At 63.0% G+C, this 20,047-nt stretch carries 14 protein-coding genes and 1 other RNA gene; 5 read left to right on the top strand and 10 right to left on the bottom strand.

Annotated elements, in window-relative coordinates:
* Positions 1-23 precede the first annotated feature (23 nt).
* Positions 24-3,053 carry a calcium-binding protein gene (locus GGR23_RS03925; RefSeq protein ID WP_183364780.1) on the bottom strand — a complete coding sequence of 1,010 codons (3,030 nt, stop codon included), beginning with the start codon at positions 3,051-3,053 and terminating at the stop codon, positions 24-26.
* Positions 3,054-3,146: 93 nt separating this feature from the next.
* Positions 3,147-4,034 (bottom strand): tRNA (adenosine(37)-N6)-dimethylallyltransferase MiaA, encoded by an 888-nt coding sequence (miaA, locus tag GGR23_RS03920; RefSeq protein WP_183364779.1) that lies wholly within the window; start codon positions 4,032-4,034, stop codon positions 3,147-3,149.
* 17 nt (positions 4,035-4,051) lie between these two features.
* Here miaA and serB point away from each other — a divergent pair, with 17 nt between their 5' ends.
* Positions 4,052-4,939 carry a phosphoserine phosphatase SerB gene (gene serB, locus GGR23_RS03915; RefSeq protein ID WP_183364778.1) on the top strand — a complete coding sequence of 296 codons (888 nt, stop codon included), beginning with the start codon at positions 4,052-4,054 and terminating at the stop codon, positions 4,937-4,939.
* A gap of 7 nt (positions 4,940-4,946) precedes the next feature.
* Here serB and GGR23_RS03910 read toward each other — a convergent pair whose 3' ends face one another.
* The 7 genes from GGR23_RS03910 to GGR23_RS03880 form a co-directional block, all read right to left on the bottom strand.
* Positions 4,947-6,785, bottom strand: coding sequence for a M10 family metallopeptidase (locus GGR23_RS03910; RefSeq protein ID WP_183364777.1), 1,839 nt, complete (start codon positions 6,783-6,785; stop codon positions 4,947-4,949).
* 50 nt (positions 6,786-6,835) lie between these two features.
* Complete coding sequence (locus tag GGR23_RS03905; RefSeq protein WP_183364776.1) at positions 6,836-8,722, bottom strand: calcium-binding protein; 1,887 nt, start codon at positions 8,720-8,722, stop codon at positions 6,836-6,838.
* Between the two features lie 220 nt (positions 8,723-8,942).
* Complete coding sequence (locus GGR23_RS03900; RefSeq protein WP_183364775.1) at positions 8,943-10,571, bottom strand: Do family serine endopeptidase; 1,629 nt, start codon at positions 10,569-10,571, stop codon at positions 8,943-8,945.
* A gap of 191 nt (positions 10,572-10,762) precedes the next feature.
* On the bottom strand, positions 10,763-11,707 hold the full coding sequence (hflC, locus tag GGR23_RS03895; protein WP_183364774.1) for a protease modulator HflC: 945 nt from the start codon (positions 11,705-11,707) through the stop codon (positions 10,763-10,765).
* Positions 11,707-12,816 carry an FtsH protease activity modulator HflK gene (gene hflK / locus GGR23_RS03890; RefSeq protein ID WP_183364773.1) on the bottom strand — a complete coding sequence of 370 codons (1,110 nt, stop codon included), beginning with the start codon at positions 12,814-12,816 and terminating at the stop codon, positions 11,707-11,709. The genes hflC and hflK overlap by 1 nt, the downstream gene beginning before the upstream one ends.
* Before the next feature lie 168 nt (positions 12,817-12,984).
* Complete coding sequence (locus tag GGR23_RS03885; protein ID WP_183364772.1) at positions 12,985-13,530, bottom strand: dihydrofolate reductase; 546 nt, start codon at positions 13,528-13,530, stop codon at positions 12,985-12,987.
* Between the two features lie 126 nt (positions 13,531-13,656).
* Complete coding sequence (locus GGR23_RS03880; RefSeq protein WP_183364771.1) at positions 13,657-14,571, bottom strand: thymidylate synthase; 915 nt, start codon at positions 14,569-14,571, stop codon at positions 13,657-13,659.
* 106 nt (positions 14,572-14,677) lie between these two features.
* On the opposite strand from GGR23_RS03880, the gene ssrA reads away from it, so the two are divergent.
* The 4 genes from ssrA to GGR23_RS03860 all read left to right on the top strand — a co-directional run bounded on the left by ssrA (position 14,678) and on the right by GGR23_RS03860 (position 16,303).
* Positions 14,678-15,041, top strand: a transfer-messenger RNA (tmRNA) gene (gene ssrA, locus GGR23_RS03875).
* Positions 15,042-15,292: 251 nt separating this feature from the next.
* A complete protein-coding gene (locus GGR23_RS03870) occupies positions 15,293-15,796 on the top strand; it encodes an SspB family protein (RefSeq protein ID WP_183364924.1) in 504 nt (167 codons plus the stop codon).
* Between the two features lie 7 nt (positions 15,797-15,803).
* Entirely contained in the window at positions 15,804-16,007 is a 204-nt protein-coding gene (locus GGR23_RS03865) for a DUF4169 family protein (RefSeq protein ID WP_183364770.1), read from the top strand.
* Positions 16,008-16,090: 83 nt separating this feature from the next.
* A complete protein-coding gene (locus GGR23_RS03860; protein ID WP_183364769.1) occupies positions 16,091-16,303 on the top strand; it encodes a ribbon-helix-helix domain-containing protein in 213 nt (70 codons plus the stop codon).
* Here the strand turns inward: GGR23_RS03860 and GGR23_RS03855 are convergent, their stop codons facing one another.
* Positions 16,304-20,032: an AsmA family protein gene (locus GGR23_RS03855; protein ID WP_343066597.1), complete on the bottom strand. Its 3,729-nt coding sequence runs from the start codon at positions 20,030-20,032 to the stop codon at positions 16,304-16,306. It abuts the gene before it with no gap.
* Positions 20,033-20,047 lie beyond the last annotated feature (15 nt).

Raw genomic sequence — 20,047 nt, 5'->3', positions numbered from 1 at the left:
GGCCCCCTCCTCCGGCAAAGCCCTTACACGATCAGGAAATCGGCGGCGGTGAGTGCAAGATAGGGGGCTATCTTGGCGAAGCAGTTCAGCCCCCCGCCCCCGGTTCCGTTGACGTCATAATAGAGATAGCCGCTGTCACGATCGTAGATGATGCGGTCGCCCGCGTCGGCAGCGGCGCTTACCGTGGAGATGGTGAAGGCGTCGCTCCTGAGCCAGCCGGAACTCTGGCCGAGCGCGCTGAACACGTTGTGGTCGAGGCGTATCGTGTCGTCGGCCACCGAGAAATCCGTGATCACGTCATAGCGCCCGACATCGGCGGAAAACAGGAAGCTGTCGCGTCCCGCACCGCCCGTCAGCGTGTCGTAGCCCGCCCCGCCATTGATGACATCGTCGCCGGCCCAGCCGAAGAGCTGGTTCGCCATGCTGTTACCGGTCATGACATTGCCGGAGGCATTGCCGTCGCCGCGCACGGCACTGCCCGTGAGAACAAGGTTCTCCACAAGGCCGAGCACCTGCGAGGTGGCGTTCATGTTGAAATTGACGGAGGCGTAGACCGTATCGGTCCCCGCACCGGCATTGGCCTGTTCGTTGACGAGATCGCGCAGGTTGTCGACGACGTAGACATCATTTCCGGCACCACCGATCATCACATCGGCGCCCGCGCCGCCATCGAGCGTATTGCCATAGGCATTTCCCGTGATGGTATTGTCTATGCCGTTGCCGGTTCCGTTCAGCGCCGTCCCGGTCAGGACCAGGTTCTCGACCGCGCCGGCATCCACATTGTTGAGAATGTAGCTCACGGCGCTGTAGACCGTATCGGTTCCCCCGGCCGCACTGAAGTCGTTCTCGATGACGCGATCCAGGGCGGAGTCTACGTAATAGGTGTCGGAGCCACCATCCCCGGACATGCTATCGCCACCTGAACCGCCATTGAGAGAGTCGCTTCCACTGCCTCCATAGAGACGGTCATTACCGCTTCCCCCATCAACCACGTCGTCGCCATCGCCGCCGGACACGCCATCATCGCCGTCTTCCCCGTACAGCCTGTCATTACCACCGTTGCCAACGAGCTCGTCATTCCCGGCGGCGCCATAGATCGAGTTGGCTGCATCGTTTCCAGCGATCGCGTTATTCAACGCATTACCCCTACCGTTGATTTCGCTTAAAGCGGTAAGGAGCAAGTTCTCAACTTGCGACAATCCAAAATCGGCCGAAAGGTCAAGGCTTACTCGAGATATAACTCGGTCATTGCCTGCCCCTCCGGTTTCATCGACACGGTCCCGAGCATCGTCTACATAATAGATATCATTGCCGGCACCGCCGCGCATCAGGTCGGCTCCTTCGCGCCCGTCGAGAATGTTGTCGCCCTCGTTACCGATGAGAACATTGTCTAACTGATTGCCGAAAGCGGTGAGATGCAGCGCCCCGAGCAAGGTTACGTTTTCGATAGAACCCTTGATATTGCTTCCATTCAGATCGACGTTGACGGAGCTTTCGATGCTGTCGAGGCCGCCCGCCCCCTCCTCATCGACAATGTCGCCGACATTATCCAGCACGTAAGTGTCGTTCCCTCCTCCCCCGGCGAGATAATCGGCACCCGCCCCTCCGTCGAGCCGGTTCGCAAACTCATTGCCGGTCAGCCTGTTTGCAAGGGAGTTACCGGTCGCGCTGAGGTTTCCCGCACCTTCGAGGATAACGTTTTCCACATCGCCGATAATGGTGCGTGCATTGAGATCTATGTCGATCCGGGCGCGGATCGTATCGATCCAGTTCTGCCCGCCTGTCTCGTCGACCATGTCTCGAGCGTCGTCCACGATATAGGTATCGGCACCATCGCCACCCTGCATGATATCGGCGCCGGCGCCCCCATCGAGCAGATCCTGCCCCTTCCCGCCCACGAGCTGGTCGCGACCGGCATATCCGTACAGCGTGTTTCCGGCATTGTTGGCAAAGATCATGTTATCGAGATCGTTGCCGGCGCCGGTGAGTTTCCGGTCTCCTTCGAGGACCAGGTTCTCGACATTGGCAGAGAGCGTATAGCTGATCGCAGTGCGTACGGTATCGTCGCCTTCGCCTGCGGCCTCGGTCACCGTATCGGCAGGATTGTCCACGACGTAGGTATCGTTCCCCATGCCTCCGGCCATCCTGTCGGCACCGGCTCCGCCCTCGAGGCGATCGTTGCCGCTGCCGCCCGAGAGGACGTCGTCCCCGCTTCCGCCGTCAAGCACATCGTTCCCGCCGCCGCCGTCTATGGTGTCATTTTCGTCGGCGGCATAGATTTTGTCGTCGCCGTCGGTTCCAAGCACACGCTCGATACCGGAGAGCCTGTGGGAAATGAATTCCACTATGCCCGGCTCCTTGAGACGGAGCGTATCGAAGCCGCCGCCACCATCTATGGTTTCCACACCGTTTAGGCGCTCCTGCGTGACGACAAGCGTGTCATCCCCATCCGACAGACGGATATGGTCGATTTTCTCGAATACCTGGGGAAGGGTGATATCGAGCGTAGCCGGCCCATCCAGAACGAGCGTGTTGTCGCCACCGCGGCCATCGATGTAATCCCCCGCATTGAGGCCGCCGGGAGAAACGTGGATATCATCGGCGCCTACCGTGCCCAAAACATAGTCGCGCCCCGCTCCCATCGCCACAAGATCGCTCTCTGCCGAGAGGGTCATTGTCTTGTATAGGCGCGCTCCTTTTTCGTCCAAATCCGACCAGATTGCCGTGAGGCTGCCATCAGCGCCGACCAGCAAGTACTTATCAGGAACAAAATTTTTGTTCATGGGTGCCAGTTTAAGCCATTTAACAACTTCGCTCGCGGATTCCGACAGATAAATAAATCCAACCCAAAAACGCGCGTCTTCGTCAAAAGCCTTTGTAATTTGAATGGAACTGCCATCTGGATACCAGACCGCATCGTGATTTCTCTGGTTTAGCAAAGATGCCTTGAGACTTTCGAACTCGGTTGCGGAGATCAGCCGCTCGTCGCCTATCGCGCGAAATCGGGGAGCATTCGTATGGCCTACAAGATCAGATGAACCGTTAACACCCATAACAGCCTCCTTGGATCACAAATTAGCATCCGTGGATTTATGATAGAGCATTAGAAGATAAATACAATCTAATTTATTGCACGCTGTTTTTCGTCATTGGGCTGCCGAAATTCGCTCCCACCCATCATCCATCTGGTTCCGGAACCAGGTCATCTGGCGCTTGGCATATTGCCGGGTGGCGGCGGCGCCCCTTTCGCGCACCGCGTCGAAACCCAGCCGGCCGGCAAGGTGCTCGCGGATTTCGGGGACGCCGATGGCGCGCATCACCGGGAGCGTGTCCGGCAGAGAAAGCCGAAGCAGCGCCTCCACTTCGGCAATGGCCTCTCCTGCAAGCATGCGCTCGAAGCGGCGATTGATGCGGTCTGCCAGAATGGCCCTGTCCGGCAGGATGACCATCTTGAGGGCTCGGGCGGGATCGACCAGCGGCGGCGCGCTGGCGCGCTGCAGACCGGTGAGGGTCTGTCCCGAGGCTTCGAACACCTCGATCGCCCGGGCGATCCTCTGCCCGTCCTGCCGGCCGATCCTTTCCGCCGCGGGCGAATCGATATCTGCAAGTTCTGCGTGCAGGGCTTCCGGCCCGAGCGCTTCCAGGCGCGCCCTCACCCTCTCCCTGACGGCGGGCGGAATGGCGGGCATCTCGGAAAGCCCTTCCGTCAGCGCCTTGAAGTAAAGCCCGGTTCCGCCGACGATGACGGGCATGCGCCCCTCGCTTCGCAGCCGCGCGAGAACGGCTTCCATGTCGCGAAGCCAGGCGCCGGTCGAATAGGCACGGGAAGCGGGAACATGGCCATAGAGCAGGTGGTCGATGCCTTCCATTTCCTCTTCAGATGGCCGGGCCGTGAGAACGCGGAGCGTATCGTAGACCTGCATGCTGTCGGCATTCACCACCGCGCCGCCGGTCTTGCGCGCCCATTCCAGCGCATGCTGAGACTTGCCGCTGGCGGTCGGCCCGGTTATCAGGATCGCATCGATATCGCTCACGTAAAGGGTTCTCCCCCATGGCCTTGGTCGCCACGTTGATTGCCAATCCGCTCAACCCTGTACTCTCTCCCGCCCTCGGCGAAAAGGCCGCAGATGCCTTGAAGGCATCCGGACTTTACTGGCTGGCGGATGGCGTGGCCTGCGATCTGGTGCTGCGGGATGGTGCGGATGCGAGCGAAGCCCGCGCGGCGCTCGCGGCCCTTGTGGACGGCGCGCCCGTGGATGTGGTGGTGCAGGATGCCGATGCGCGGCGCAAGCAGATGCTGATCGCCGACATGGATTCCACCATGATCGGCCAGGAATGCATCGATGAACTGGCCGCGGAAGTGGGGCTGAAGGAAGAGGTTTCGCTGATCACAGCCCGCGCCATGAATGGCGAGATTGCCTTCGAGCCGGCGCTTCGCGAGCGCGTGGCGCTGCTCAAGGGCTTGCCGCTTTCGGTCATCGACGATGTCATCCGCAGCCGCATCACGCTGACGCCGGGCGGGCGGGAGCTGGTGGCCACCATGCGGGCGCGCGGCGCCTATACCGCCCTGGTCTCGGGCGGCTTCACCCTGTTCACCGGCCCCGTCGCGGCCATGCTCGGCTTCGACGAGAACCAGGCCAACGAACTGCTGCATGAGGGCGGCGTGCTGACCGGCGTGGTCGCCGAACCCATTCTCGGCAAGGAAGCGAAGGCGCAGGCGCTGCTGCGCCTCACGGGGCGCCGCGGCATCACCTCTGCCGACGTGCTCGCGGTCGGGGATGGCGCAAACGACCTCGCCATGCTCCAGCTTGCCGGCAGCGGCGTTGCGCTTCATGCAAAGCCCGCCGTTGCGGCGCAGGCCCGCATCCGCATCGATCACGGCGACCTCACGGCGCTCCTCTACATCCAGGGCTATCGGCGGCACGAATTCGTGGCGTAAGCGCTCCTCAGGCCGTCAGCTGGAAATCCAGATAGGTAAGCTGCAGCTTGGAAGACAGCTGCGCGAACTGGAGGGCCGCTCCCTTCCCGTTGCCATCGGCATCGTAGAAGAGCTTGCCGTTCGCGCTGTTGTAGACGATGTAATCGTCCCGATCGAGCGCGCTGCCCGTCACCGAAAGGAAGGTCTTGAGAAAGGTCTTCGCCGGCTTGAGACTGGTAAAGACCGATCGGCTGAGCGCCAGCGTATCGTCAAGCACGCTGAAATCCATGATCGTATCGATGTTGCCCGGTGCCCGGAACAGGCTGTCGAAGCAGAAGAGATCCCGCCCGAGGCCCCCGGCCAAACGGTCGGCACCCAAGCCGCCCGAAAGGCGGTCGTCCCCCTGATCGCCGGACAGATAATCGATGCCGTTGCCGCCGAACAGGCTGTCGTTTCCCGCCAGACCTTTCAGCGTATCCGCGCCGTCGAGACCGGACAGGCTGTTGTTGCCGCCATTGCCGGTCAGGATATTGGCGAGCGCATTGCCGGTGCCGTTGATGGATGCGGTGCCCAGAAGCGTGAGGTTCTCCACGGATCCGATCATCTGCCGGCCGGCCGTCAGGCTCCAGGCGACGGAGGAATAGACGACGTCCATCCCGTCGCCGGCGGTTTCGTCGACCGTGTCGAGAAGGTTGTCCACAGAGTAGATGTCGTTGCCCGCGCCGCCCTTCATGAGATCGGCCCCGACGCCGCCGTCGAGCCGGTCGGCACCGGCACCGCCCTCGAGGATGTCCTTGCCCGCGAGACCGTAGAGCGTGTCGGCCCCGCCATTTCCGACCAGCCGGTTGTTCGCGACATTGCCGCTGATCGTGTCGTTTCCCGAGCCGCCGAGCGCATTTTCAATCAGCGAGGCCGGGTTATCCTTGAAAAGGAAGGCATTATAGATATTGCCGCGCGCCTTGTTCTGGCGTCCGAGATCGACGGTCTGCACCTCGCTGAACTTCGATGCCCCGCCCGGTGCGAGATCGATCTGCAGGGGCGTGGAATAGGCCGAGAGATCGTAGGTGTCGATGCCGCCGCCGTCCCAGATGGTGGCGAAGATCCTGTTGTCACCGGGCGTGATCGCTGCCTTTCCATTGACGAGGGTGGTGCCGTCGACGGGGTTCCACCGGTAGGTCGTGTTTCCGCTGTTGACCGTATAGTTTGCACCGTAGAGATGCTGGAGCGCGTAAATGTCGAGTGCCATGAAGGTCTGGGGCGCACCGAAATTCTCGTAGGCGTATCCTCCCGAGGTCGGCGATCCCACATAGGTCCGGTAGGTCATGATGGTGTATTCGAGCGTGTCCCACTCGAGAGGGAGCGGCTCCCACATTCCGTCCTGCTCATGGCCGTGCTTGAGGCCGAGCGCGTGCCCGATCTCGTGCATGACCGTATGCCATTCGTAATTGCCCGCCACCGGCCTCGAGTAATCGTGGTTGATGCCCATCCACACATCCCCCGCATCGGACGTTGAATCGGGCAGATAGGCATAGGCTGTGCGCGGGAGCGAAGACTGGGCGATCCGGACGGTTGCGCTGGTCTCGTCGCCCCGGGACATGTTCAGCGACGTAAATCCTTCGACCGAGAAGCCGTCGTCGGCCGTGTTGTCATTGTCGAGTTCGAGCGAAAAGAGCGCAACCTTGCGCTGCTCTTCCGTCGTGGGAATGAAATTCCAGCCGGCCTCCTTGCTGTCCGGGTAGGAGTCGGTGCTCTCGGGAAAGGAATAGGTGATGTTCCAGCTATCCCATTTCGCGCCGGAAAGAAGGCCATTCAACCGGGGGTCATCGGTCCGGTCGAGCCAGATGCTGGGCGTCTTCAATCCCGCCATGGGAAGCACGGTCCTTCAAAAAGAATAATAAAAACAGATGTCCCGACTGGTCACGCAATGAGGTTGAAGTCGGCCGCCGTCAGCTTGAGGTTCTTGCCGATGTCCGCGATCTGCACCGCGGCCCCTCGCCCGTTGCCGTCGGCATCGTACCAGAGGGTCCCGTCTTTGGGATTGTAGATGATGTGGTCGTTGGCATCGGCGGCCTTGCTGCCGATCGCCAGATAATCCTTGGTGAAACTCTTCGCCCCCTTCAGCTTGGTGAAGATCGACCTGCCGAGGTCGATGGTATCGTCCGCCACGACGAAATCCGCGATCCGGTCGAGGTTGAGCCCCGTCGGCGCCACCGAGAACTGAAAGTGATCCATCCCCTTGCCGCCCGTCAGCGCATCGCGGCCGAGCCCGCCGGACAGGGTGTCGTTGCCGTCGCCGCCATTCAGCCGGTCGGCGCCTTCGCCTCCGAACAGGCGATCGTTGCCGATCCCGCCCTGCAGGTCGTCCTCCGCCGCTCCCCCGTCGAGCATGTCGTTGCCGGCATCGCCGGAGAGGAAATCCATCCCGTCATCACCGAAAAGGGAATCGTCGTTTTCATTGCCGCGAAGGGTATCGTTGTCGCCATCGCCATGCAGAATGTCATTGCCGATGCCGCCATTTGCGACATCGTTGCCCGCTCCACCGCTGATCCGGTCATTCCCGCCGCCGCCGTTCAGCGTATCGAGGCCGCCTCCGCCCTGGAGCATATCATTGCCATCGTCGCCGTTGAGCGTGTCGTCCTCGGTTCCGCCGTCGAGGTTATCGTTGCCAGTGCCGCCGGACAGGGTATCGTTGCCCATTCCACCGAGCAGGGTGTCATTTCCGTCGTCGCCGCCGAGGGTATCGCTGTCGGCCCCGCCCTCCAGGCGGTCGTCTCCTTCGCCGCCATAGAGGCGGTCGGCGCCTTCCTCACCCTTGAGCGCGTCATTGCCGGAATCGCCATAGACGATATCCGCGCCGCCCCGACCGAAGACCCGATCCGCGCCCTCGTTTCCCCGGATGGTATTCTCCCCGTCGCTGCCGGTGATGATGTCGTCGAGCTTGGAGCCGGCGACATTCTCGATCGAAATCAGCGTATCCAGGAACCCGAATCCGTCGATGGCCTGCCCCATCGAAAGGTCCACCACCGCTCCCTTGCCGGCACCCCGATCCGTTTCGGGCCGATAGTTCACCGTGTCGGTGCCATTGCCGCCCTCGAACCGGTCCCGGCCGGCGAAGCCGACGAACGACTCGTCCGCATCGCTGCCGACGATCTTGTCGGCAAAGGCGGACCCCCTGAAGGTCTCCACGCCGTCAAAGCTTTCCGTGTTTCCCCAGGGGTCGATGACGGTTCCGCGGGCCACATCGAGATCGATTCCCTGCCTCGCTCCTTCCGTCCAGGATGCATCCTCGTAGCTGATCGTGTCGTTCCCGGCACCGCCATGGAATTCATCCCTCCCGGCACCGCCGCTCAGATAGTCGTCGCCGCCACCGCCCGTAAGCACGTCGTTGCCGCCAAAGGACAGCAGGTCGTCGTCGGCGTCACCACCATTCATGGTGTCGTTGCCTTCCATCAGCCAGCGCAGGAAGTCCCAGGGATTGCCGAAGCCGAGAAAGGCCGATGCGAAGTCGGCGGCGTTCCGGGAGATGTCCTCCAGCTTCGCGACGACTGTCGTCCCGTCGGGCGCGTAGAGCGTGAAGCCCGTAACGGTTCCGCCATCGGGCAGCTGGTCCGTGCTGTTGCGCGTGAAGCCCGTGCCGTTGACGGTCAAGGTCACGTTGTTGATGTCCCGGAGCGACCAGGAGGTTTCGGTTGGGGTGCCGATGGTTTGCGCGCTGGCGAAATCCAGAAGCTCTGCCAGCGCCGGCACGTAATCTGCCCGGTCGGGAAGCGGGGGCGTGGCGATGAAAACGGTATACTTGGCCATGAACTTCTGCCTCTGGAAATTTCTCTGGCCAGGCGCCGCCGGCCTTTCAATAAGTGGAGGCCGTCCGATGACGCCCGCGTGCGGAAAGGCTGAAATGCACAGGGCCACGCGTCAGGGAGCAACCTGAAGAAATACTAATATTAGGAACTACAGAAAGGCAAGCGTCTTCACGGCGTTTTTTCCCGGACGAAGACAAACAGGGCTGACCCGACGGTCCGCATCATTCGATGGCGAGGGCGACGGTCCTGAGATCGCCATTGGGCGATGCGACGAGAAGCAGGGCGTTGCGGCGCCCTTCCCGCTTGAGTTCGGCGATCTTCTCGGCCACCGTGCCGGCGCCCTTCACTGCGGTCTGCGCCACTTCCACCAGGGTGTCGCCCCTGACGATGCCCTTGCCCGCGGCAGCCGATCCCTCGACCACATCTTCGACGACGACGCCGTTCACGGTCTTTGCAATGCCGAATTCCTTCCGCGCGGCCTCGTCCAGCGGCCCGAGAATCATGCCGAGAACATCGCCGGCGATCTCCTCGCCATCGGTTGCCCCTTCGCCGGATGCCCCATCCTTGAGCTCCGGCAGGGGCTGCATCTCTTCCTGCGGCGCCGGCATCGGTTGCTCGTCGGGCTGCATGATGTCGCCATCCTCGCCCTGCCCGCCATCCGGCAGGGACTCGCCCGGATCCGAAGGCGTGGCCGGATCGGCCTTGTCGTCCAGACGGCCGAGCTTGACGGTCACCGTCAGCGGCTTGCCGTCGCGGATCAGCTCCACGGCGACTTCCTTGCCTGTCGGGCTTTCGGCAACGAGACGCAGAAGGTCGCGCATTTCGGCAACGGGCTTGCCGTCGAATGTCATGATGATGTCGCCCGTCCGGATGGGGCCATTCTCGACGGGGCCGCCCTTTACGATGCCGGAAACCAGCGCGCCGGCGATCTTGTCGAGGCCGAGGCTGGCCGCGATGTCTTCGGTGACGGGCTGGACGCGAACGCCGAGCCAGCCCCGGCGCGTTTCGCCATACTGCTTGAGCTGGTCGATGACGGTCGAGGCGATTTCGGAGGGCACAGAGAAGCCGATGCCGATCGACCCGCCGCTCGGCGAGATGATTGCCGTATTGATGCCGATGACCTCGCCATACATGTTGAACAGCGGGCCGCCGGAATTGCCCTTGTTGATAGCGGCATCGGTCTGGATGAAATTGTCGTAGGGGCCCGCATTGATGTTGCGCCCGCGGGCGGACACAATACCGATCGAGACGGACCCTCCGAGACCGAAGGGATTGCCGATCGCCATCACCCAGTCTCCGATCCGGATCTTGCGGGAATCGCCGAAGGAAACGGCTTTCAGCGGGACCTTTGATTCGACCTTGAGCAGCGAAAGATCGGTCTTCACATCGGTTCCGATCAGCTTCGCCTTGAGCTTGTTGCCTTTCGGGAAGATGACCTCGATATCGTCCGCCCCTTCGATCACATGGTTGTTCGTGACAATGTATCCGGCGGGATCGATCACGAAGCCGGAACCAAGCGAGCTCACGGTGTGGCTCCGGGAATCCTTGCCTTCGCCCTTGTAATAGTCGTCGAAGAGATCCTGGAAGGGTGCCCCCTCCTGCACCTGCGGCGCCGGCGCGCCCTCATCGTCCTTCACGTTCTGCGAGGTGGAGATGTTGACCACTGCGTCCAGCAGTCCCTCCGCAAGATCGGCCACCGATTTCGGACCGGCAGGCGTTGCGGCAATCGCGGCAGCGGAGGCGGCGCGGGCGGCAGAAGGCGCGCCCGTTGCCGCGACGGACAGGGACAGGACAGCACAGGAAACCGTTGCCAGCAGGCGGCGGATCGAAGGGAAAAGGCGTGCGGTCATGTCTCTAGCATCCTCTGCGGTAACGCAAACTCTCATGCCGAATCGGCATGCCGCCGGGGCGGACCGGAGCTGACCTTATCAGCGTCGCTCCGCCCACAACAACCGCCGTCGGCTCCCTGAAAACACGAGAGGCGCGGCCTTTTCATGGCCGCGCCTCCCTCACATCCGTTTCCTGTCTTCCGGGCGCCCGCTCAGGGTGCCGGCGCTGCAGCCGGAACCTGCCCGGCGGGCGCCGCTGGCGGCGCAGCCGGTGGCGTGCCGTCGGCGCTGTTGAAGTAGCGGAAGAATTCGGAGTTCGGCCCGATCACCATGGTCGTACCCGCCTGCCCCACAGAGCTGCCATAGGCGCGCATGGACCGGTAGAACTCGAAGAAGGCCTGGTCCTTGCCATAGGCATCGCCGAGGATGCGGTTGCGCTCCGCATCGCCCTGACCGCGCAGGATTTCGGCCTCGCGGTTGGAGTCTGCGAGAAGCTCGACCACCTGGCGATCGGCCTTGGCGCGGCGCCGCTGGCCCTCTTCCTTGCCTCGGGCACGGATGAACTCGGCTTCCGCCAGGCGTTCCGCGGTCATGCGGTCATAGGTCTGCTGCGAGACCTCCTGCGTCAGATCGGTCCGGCGGATGCGGACGTCCTCGACGGCGATCCCGAGCGACTGGGCGTCGGCAGCGATGTCCTTGCGCACCTCGGTCATCATCGAAACGCGCGCATCCGAAAGCGCCGCATCGAAATCACGCAGACCGTAGACACGGCGCAGCGATGCATCGAGACGGGTGCGAAGCCGCGCCTCGGCAGCCTCGCGGTCGGCGGAAACCGTTTCGCGGAAACGGCGGGCATCGGTCACGCGGTAGACCACGAAGGCATCGACCTCGTAGAACTTGCCGCCCTTAACCTGGACGCGGATATTGTCCAGGACGAAACGAAGCGCCTGCATGGGAATGTACTGTACCCGGTCCGCATCCATGAAGGCGAAGGGCAGCTTGAAATAGATGCCCGGCTCCTTCTTCACGTCGCGGATCTGGCCGAAGCGCAGCACCAGCGCCTGTTCGCGGGCATTGACCACGAAGAAGGACGAATAGAAGACCACGAAAAGCGCGGCGATGACGCCGATGATCACGGGAAGACGATTGGCGTTCATCAGTTGCCTCCCTGCGCCTGGCCCTGTGCCTGGCCGGTTGCCGGCTTGGCCAGCTCCGTCAGGGGCAGATAGGGCACGACACCCTGCTGCTGGCCATCAATCATGATGCGCTTCGAATTCTTCAGGACACCCTCCATGGTTTCGAGATAGAGCCGCTTGCGGGTCACCTCGGGTGCGTTCTTGTACTGCTCGTAGACGGCGGTGAAGCGGGCGGCTTCACCCATGGCTTCCTTCACGACGCGGTCCTTGTAGGCGGCAGCCTCTTCGATGTTCTGCGCCGCCTGGCCGCGTGCCTGGCCGAGCTGCTGGTTCGTGTACTGGTTGGCAAGTTCGATGAAGCGGCTCTCGTCCTGTTCGGCGCGCTGCACTTCGTCGAAGGCGTTCGAAACTTCGCGCGGCGGTGCCGCATCCTCGATCGCGACCGCATTGACAGAAATCCCGGACCGGTAATGGTCCATGGTCGTCTGGATGGTGTTCTTCACCTCCTGGGCGATCTGCTGACGGTTGTCGCGGAAGATGTCCTGCGCCGGACGCCGGCCAACCACCTCGCGCATGGCGCTTTCCGAAACCTGCTGAAGGGTCTCGACCGGCTCTTCAAGATTGAAGAGGAAGGCCTTCGGGTCGCTGACGGTGAAGAGAACCGAGAACTGCACGTTGACGATGTTCTGGTCGCCCGACAGCATCAGGCCGGTCGCCGAGCCGGAATTGGCCTTCGAACCCACATTCTGCTGCTGCTCGGTGATCTTGACGACCTCGACGCTTTCGAAGGGCCAGACATGGAAATGCAGGCCGGGAAGCGAAACCTCGTCCTTCGGGCGTCCGAAGCGAAGCTCGACGCCGCGTTCGTCCGGCTGGACCGTATAGATGCACTGGATGAGCCAGAAAATTGCGACGGCCGCAATCACGATCAGGATCATGCCGCCGTTGAAGCCGCCGGGAACCACGTCGCGCAACCGGTCCTGACTGCGCCGGATGATGTCGTCCAGGTCGGGCGGACCGCCATTGCCGCCCCGAGGCCGGTTCGGCCCCTGCCCCCAGGGTCCCTTGTCGTTACCACCACCGCCGCCGCCCCATGGGCCGCCGCCGCCATTCTGATTGCTCCAGGGCATCAAAACCTCTTAGCCGTTGTATCTCGCACCGCGCCCGGCAGGACCGGCGCAGCTCCTCATCCGTTATAGGTATCGCACGGCACGCTTTCAACGCGCAGGCCGCAACTTATCGCCGCAGCCGGCCGCCCCGAGCGAAAATAGGTGCCGGAAAGTCAGGTTTTCAGCGTTTCAGGCGCCGTTCCGCCGCCTGTAGCTGACGAAACGGGTCGGATAGATATCCTTCGGACCGACGGGAATGTGCTCTTCGTCGCCCGATTGCCAGATGTCCGGGTCGATGCGCGGAAAGCGGGTATCGCCCTCGAGCTCGCTCTCCACATGGGTCACGTGCAGCACCGTGGCACGATCGAGGGTCTGGGCGTAGATCTGCCCGCCCCCGATGACGGCCACCTCGTGGCCGCCATCGCGCCGGGCAAGTCGCTCGCCGAGCTCCAGCGCCTCTTCGACCGACCCCACGACATGCACCCCCTCCGCCCGGAAGGACCTGTCGCGGGTGATGACGATGTTCTCGCGGCCCGGCAACGGCTTGCCGATGGACTGATAGGTCTTGCGACCCATGACAACCGGTTTCCCGAGCGTCAGCGCCTTGAACCGCTTCAGATCGGAAGAGAGCTTCCAGGGCAGGTCGCCCTCATGGCCGATGATGCCGTTCTGCGCGATTGCGACGACGAAGCTGATGGCCAGCGGCGGCAGTTTTTCGGTCGTGGGCTCGGTCATGGCAATCTCCTGTAAGGGGCGGCGTTCAGCCGGCTTGGCTGTCTGGGGGCGGGCAACCGTCGTGAGAAGATGAAGGCGCCGCCCGTGTCCTTTCAAGCGGCGCGGCGGAATTTCGTCCGGATGGCATCAAACCGCGACCGGCGCATCGATCCGGTCATGCGAGACATAGCCCGAAACCTCGAAATCCTCGATGCGGTAAGCATCGATGCTGTCGGGCTTGCGCGCCAGCCGGACCTTCGGAAACGGGTATGGCCTGCGGGAAACCTGCTCGCGCGCCTGTTCGAGGTGATTGAGGTAGAGATGCACGTCCCCGCCCGCCCAGATCAGCTCTCCCGGCTCCATGTCGACCTGCTGTGCCACCATCGCAAGCAGTGCCGCCTGCTGGCAGATGTTGAAGGGAGCGCCCAGAAGAATGTCGCAGGAGCGCTGAAGGACCATCAGCGACAGCCGCGGTCTGCGATCGTCCTGGCCCAGGCCGGCAACGTGGAACTGATAGGTCATGTGGCACGGATGCAGCGCCATCTGGTCCAGCTCGGCCACGTTCCACGCATGGAAAAGCATCCGCCGGCTGGAGGGATTCGTCTTCAGCGTGTCGATGATGCCGGCCACCTGATCATGTTCGCGGCCTTCGGCATCGCGCCAGCGCCGCCACTGCTTGCCGTAGACGGGGCCCAGATCGCCCCATGTTTCGGCAAACGCGTCGTCCGCCAGGATCCGTGCCTCGAAATCCTCCTGCGATATCGCCTCGCCGGTTGCCTTGCGGTATTTGTCGAGCGGCCAGTCCGTCCAGATGCGGATGTTTTCCCGCAGCAGCGACTGGATGTTGGTTTGCCCGGTGAGAAACCAGAGCATCTCCTTGACGGCGGTCTTCCAGAACACCTTCTTCGTGGTGAACACCGGAAAATCCCCGGCAGACAGATCGAAGCGCATCATCGCGCCGAACATGGAGAGCGTTCCGACACCGGTGCGGTCGATGCGTCTGTCGCCCTTTTCCAGAAGATGCCTGACGATGTCGAGATACTGCTCCTCGGGATGTCTCATCGCGCGTCTCCTCAATGCTCGCCCGAAGCCTTACATCCCGCAGGCCCTCCGGCCAATGGCCCGCGCCGACATTTCCATAGCTTTCGGTCGGGCTTTTGTGACGGGGCCTCTTTTCAGCAGCGCCGGGAGCGCCTATATGTGCCTTGCCGGTCTTCGGATCGGCTATGGCAATAAACTGGCGATGAAATAAGCCTATTGGACCCGGGGGCGGTACCCGGCGCCTCCACCACAAACCGCCGCTCGGGGCGGCTTGTGATGGGGGCGAAATAGGATCGACAAGGGTGTAAAGATCGTTCTTTTGCTCGGCATGATACCGCCGTTATCGGGTCAAAAAGTGTAGTTGCAAACGACAACAACGCTAAGGGTTATGCTCTCGCTGCCTAATGGCGGTGCGGGAAACCCGACCTAAGTCCTCTCGGTTAGCACCCTGAGGCGGGGTCCGAAGGCACCTGGCAACAGAAGCCTTCACCTACCCTCCTCCGCCATCATTTTTTTCGAACATCTTGGCCCGGCCGCTCCGCAAGGGGTTTTTTCCCGTTGCGACAAGTGGCATAAAGGCGCTTGGGCGTCCGGCCGTCGCCGCATTGCTGCGGCGATTCACTTTGACGCAATCCGCATTCATTTTCTTAAAGGGATTGCCCTTAGGATGGCGGCGCTCTACCAGACTTGGCAGAAGGACCGTTCGGCATCGAGAACGGCAAGAATGGAAAGACAGGAAGCGATGGGGCAGGATCATATCCGTTACGATATTCTGGCACAGGACGCATTGCGCGGCGTCATCCGCAAGGTGCTCTCCGAAGTTGCCGCTACCGGCCGCCTGCCCGGCGATCATCACTTCTACATCACCTTCCTGACCGGCGCGCCGGGCGTGCGCCTCTCCCAGCATCTGAAGGCCAAGTATGCCGAGCAGATGACCATCGTCATCCAGCACCAGTTCTGGGATCTCAAGGTCACCGACACCAGCTTCGAGATCGGGCTTTCCTTCTCCGACACCCCGGAAAAGCTGGTCATCCCCTTCAATGCCATCCGCGGCTTCTACGATCCTTCCGTGAACTTCGAGATGGAATTCGACGTCCCGGCTGCGGGCGAGGAGCAGGTCGAATCGGCCGAGATCACCGCTTACCCGGTCGAGAAGGTGGAAACCGAAGCAAAGCCCGCTGCCGCCGACGAGGAGAAGAAGGCGGGCTCCGTCATCTCGCTCGATTCCTTCCGCAAGAAGCAGTGACATCACCATGGCCGGCGAGATCATCAATCTCCGCATGGCCCGCAAGGCCAGGGCGCGGTCCGAGAAGGAAAAACAGGCGGAGCAGAACCGCCTGACCTTCGGCCGCACCAAGGCCGAGAAGACGCTGACCCGGGCGCTCAACGAGCAGGCGGACAAGCGGCTCGATCAGGGCCGCCTCTCCTCCCGGGACGATACCGGCGACACAAAATAGCTCCGTCGGTTCAAGCCCTTGCACGATATTTCGGAATCAGTTCGTGATCTCCTTCGCACAGCGGTCGAAGCGGGGCTCAGCCGATGATCCGGAAATACTCCACCACCCTTCACGGTCACCGCACCAGCTTCTCGCTCGAGGAAGCCTTCTTCGAGGAGCTGAAGGCGCTCGCCGCCAGGCGCGGGATCGCGCTTGCCGCGCTGATCGCGGAGATAGACGACGGGCGGACGGGAGGAAACCTGTCCTCGGCCTTGCGGCTGCACGTGCTTGAAACGCTGAAGGCAGAACGCGGCTGATCAGGGCGACGGCGGTGGCAGATCCGTCCCGCGGATGACTTCCTGGCCGGGCATGACCGGCATGGCGGGACCGATGGCGCCCGGGGCCGAGGGCCCTTCGAACTCCAGGTTCGGAGGGGTGTCCAGCGGGCGATTGAGCCGCTGACGCTGACGATCCGCCTCCTGTTCCGCCTCTGCCCTGGCTTTCTGCTCAGCTTCGGCGCGCGCCCTGGCGGCTTCCTCCGCTTCGGCCTTGCGCCTGGCCTCCTCTTCCTTGCGGATACGCTCGCGCTCCTCAGCCCGGGCCTGATAGTAGGCCGCCTCCCTCCGAAGGCGGAGCTTCTCGAGAGCGATCGCCTGCAGACGCTCTACCCGGTGCCGTTCCCGCTCGAATGCGCGCAGGGAGAGGAAGTTGGTCAGGGCAAGGGTGTCGACGCTCATGGATGGAGCGTCAAGCGGGCCGTTGAAATCGAGCCTCAGTTGCGGATCGGCCCCCTCCACCGCATTCGCTCCCGGTGCCAGCGCCACCGTCAGCGACGAGCGCAGGCTACCCTCGGCGACATCGATCTCGCCCTCGCCGGTGAGTGCCGCTTCGGGTGTGTTCACCGTGACCGGCTGGACAACCAGACTGCCGCCGCCCAGCGAGAAGGGCAGCGTCACGTCGCCGAGCTTTGCCGTGCCGCTGGTCAGCAGGCTGCGCGCCAGCGCCTCGACCCGCGCGGTATCGATCTCGCCCTCCGTCTTGTCCATCTCTGCCAGCACCGGCGGCAAGAGGCCAAGGTTGAGGCCATTGATGGCAAGTCCGTTCAGGCGCAGTTCACCCGATCCGCCGAGGCCCTTTGCCAGCTCCGCCATGCTCTTGCCGGCCGCCTCGCCCGAGATCTTGAGCGCGAAGCGTCCATCTGCCACGGGGGTAATGCCCCTGTACCAGGTCAAGGCCGGTATGACGCCGTTCTCGGCATTGATGTTGACCTGCAGGTAACCCGAGCCACCCGTATTGCCGAGCCGCGCCGAGCCTGCAAGGCTGCCGCCCGCCCATTCTCCGGAAACATCGCCCAGAACGAGTTCCCCGTCGGAGGCGGTCAACCTGCTCTTCCAGTTGCGGATGGGCGGCGCGAAGTCGGGGTCGAAGGTCTGCGCCGAAAGATCGACGGACAGCTTCATGCCCGAGAGGATGCTGTCGCCGAAGGTATCCGCGGACAGCCCCCCTTCCGCGTCGAAGACCGGGCCGTAGACCGTTTCCGCAATCCAGCCAAGATCGGCATCGGTGAGCGCAAGCGCACCGCTCGCCTTCAGGCTCTCGCTTTTCCGGTCGATCGAGAACCGCCCCGAAAGAGCATTCCCGCCAACCTGCCCCTGCAGGTCTGCCATCTCGATGGTATCGGGACCGACCGAGAGATTGGCCGCGAGCTTTCCCGGCAGCCCAAGCCCCATGCGGGGCAAGGCGATGCCGGTCATCAGCAGATAGGGCGTGGCATCGTCGCTTTCGACGGCGGTCACGAACTGGCCGGTCAGGCCCGGATCGGCGGCATAGTTTGCCTTGCCCTTCAGCGAAAAGGACGTCTTGCCCGCATTGAAGGCGAGCTGAACGTCATTGTCGCCCTCCTTGGTTTCGGCGAGCCGCAGCGACAGCACGCCCTTTTCCGTCGCATCGAAGGGCAAGGGTTCGAGACCCGCCTGGCCCAGCAGGACGTTTGCCCTGGGGTTTTCCAGCGTGGCCTGCAGGTTCAGCCCGGCGCCCTTCGGATAGGAGGCGGGATTGGCGAGGCCGAGATCGAGATCGAGACGGCTGCCATTGCTCGTCCCCGCAAGCTTGACCGATAGGCCCGTCTGGTCCTTCCCTCCGGCAGCGAGCGTCACCTTCAGCTCCGTGTCGGCAAACCAGGCGGCGTGACGCAGGAGGTGACCGAGCAGGGGATCGGCGGGCAGTTTCTGCGCGATCATCGCCAGGAACGGCGCTGGATCTGCGGCCTTGAAGCCAAGGCGGCCATTGGCATCGAAACCGTCCTTGCCGAAATCGGCCCTGCCGATGGCGTTGATCTGCGCACCGGCGAGATCCTTGGTGCTGAAGCGCTCGATGGAGAGGGCGCTGTTTGCCAGGGTGAAGACGGTTTCCGTCTGGCGGGCTTCCATGCCGAAGGCGGCGAAGCGCTCTGCCTTCAGCTCGGCGGCGATGGCGTGGCCACTCAGATCGGCTTTTCCGTCCTTGCCGAAAAGGGTGGCAAGACCCCTCAATCCGTCCAGATCGATGCGGTTGCCCGATAGAACCACCGTCAGCGACGGTGGCTGGCCGCCGACGGACTGGCGCTCCACCTTGCCCTTCAGCGTGGCATCCCCCATCTGCAGTTCCAGCCGGTCGAAACGCTGCAGCTCCGGAGTCAGCCGCACGTCCGCCTCGAAGCCGAGCGCCTGCATGTCGCGAATGACGGGATCGACCTGCCCCGACATCCAGGTGGAGAGGCCGGAAGGCTGCCGTGACGCAACCGTCATGTGCCCGTTGAAGCTCGTCGCGCCCTTGAGGCCGAGCACACCCTTGGCCTCCAGCATGGTGCGCCCGGGCAGCGTTGCGATGGCATTGTCCACCACCCAGCCGCCGGATGTGGGCCGCACGTCGAGCCGCACGTCCCGTATCGACGTTTCGCCGATCACGATGGCGGGGAGCTTGAGGCTTGCCCGTCCTGGCACGGAAGGAATGGGAATGCTGGCGGCTATCTCGGCAAAATGCTCGAAGCGCTTGCGCACCGTATCGCCGGGGTCGCGTCCGGTCTTGCCGGAGGATCCGCTGTAGTCGATGCGCGCGACGTCGATCTGCTGTCCGTCGGCCAGCAGCAGGAATTCCTGGTCCTTGCCCGTATCGAGCGTCGCCTCCCCGGTCACCACATAGGGGTCGGCGACATCGCCCACCTCGAGCCGGTACTCGGGAATGCGGATCTTCTCGTTGGTCAGCTCGAACGAGCCCTTGAGGCGGGGCGCGGGCCTTGCGGGGTCCGCCTTCTGGCTTTCCTCGCTCTGCTGCAGAAAGGCGAGAAAGCTGCCCTTGTAGCGGGGCTTTCCGTCGACAAGGGCGAGTTGCCCCTCCAGCTCGGCCCCCACCGGCCGGTTGGTCGGCATCACACGGGCGCGAAGATAGATCCCCTCGTCCTTCTCTTCCGTCAGATTGGTGGAAATCGAGAAGCGTCCGGGTTCACCGTCGAGCACCGCGTCACCGACCGCCTTCCAGGGGCCGGCGAGCGATTTCGCCGACATGGCGGCATTGACCGCCGTCAGCTTGCGGGTGCGGCCGGACTGCTCGTCGATGAAGGTGATGTTGCCGTTGCGCAGGCGCACGTTCTCCAGGACGATGCTGCGGGCCGGAATGACAGGACGGCTGCCCCGCATCCAGTCCAGGGTGCCGTCGGGCAGCAGGCGGATACGCGCTTCCATGTCTTCGATGCGCATGTCGAAAATCAGCGCTTCGCCCGAGAGAACCGGTGCGAGCTCGGCATCCATCGAGAAACGCGCGACCCGCACCTGCGGCTTTCCGTCGGGCTCGCTTCCCACCCAGACGTCGTTCATCGTTATCGACGGGAACGGCAGGATCCGCGCGTCGACCGAGCCGTGCACCACGACCTTTTTGCCGATGATGCGGCTCGCTTGATCCTCGAACTGCTGGCGAAAACCGGTCCAGTCCACGAAGAGCGGCGCCAGCAATGCCGCAAAAAGCAGCAGGACCAACAGTCCACCGAGGAAAACCAGAATTCGACCTAGCACCGAAAAATCACCCAG

Source organism: Gellertiella hungarica, assembly GCF_014197145.1.
Taxonomy (GTDB): Bacteria; Pseudomonadota; Alphaproteobacteria; order Rhizobiales; family Rhizobiaceae; genus Gellertiella; species Gellertiella hungarica.
This window is presented reverse-complemented; position numbering and strand designations above follow the sequence as displayed.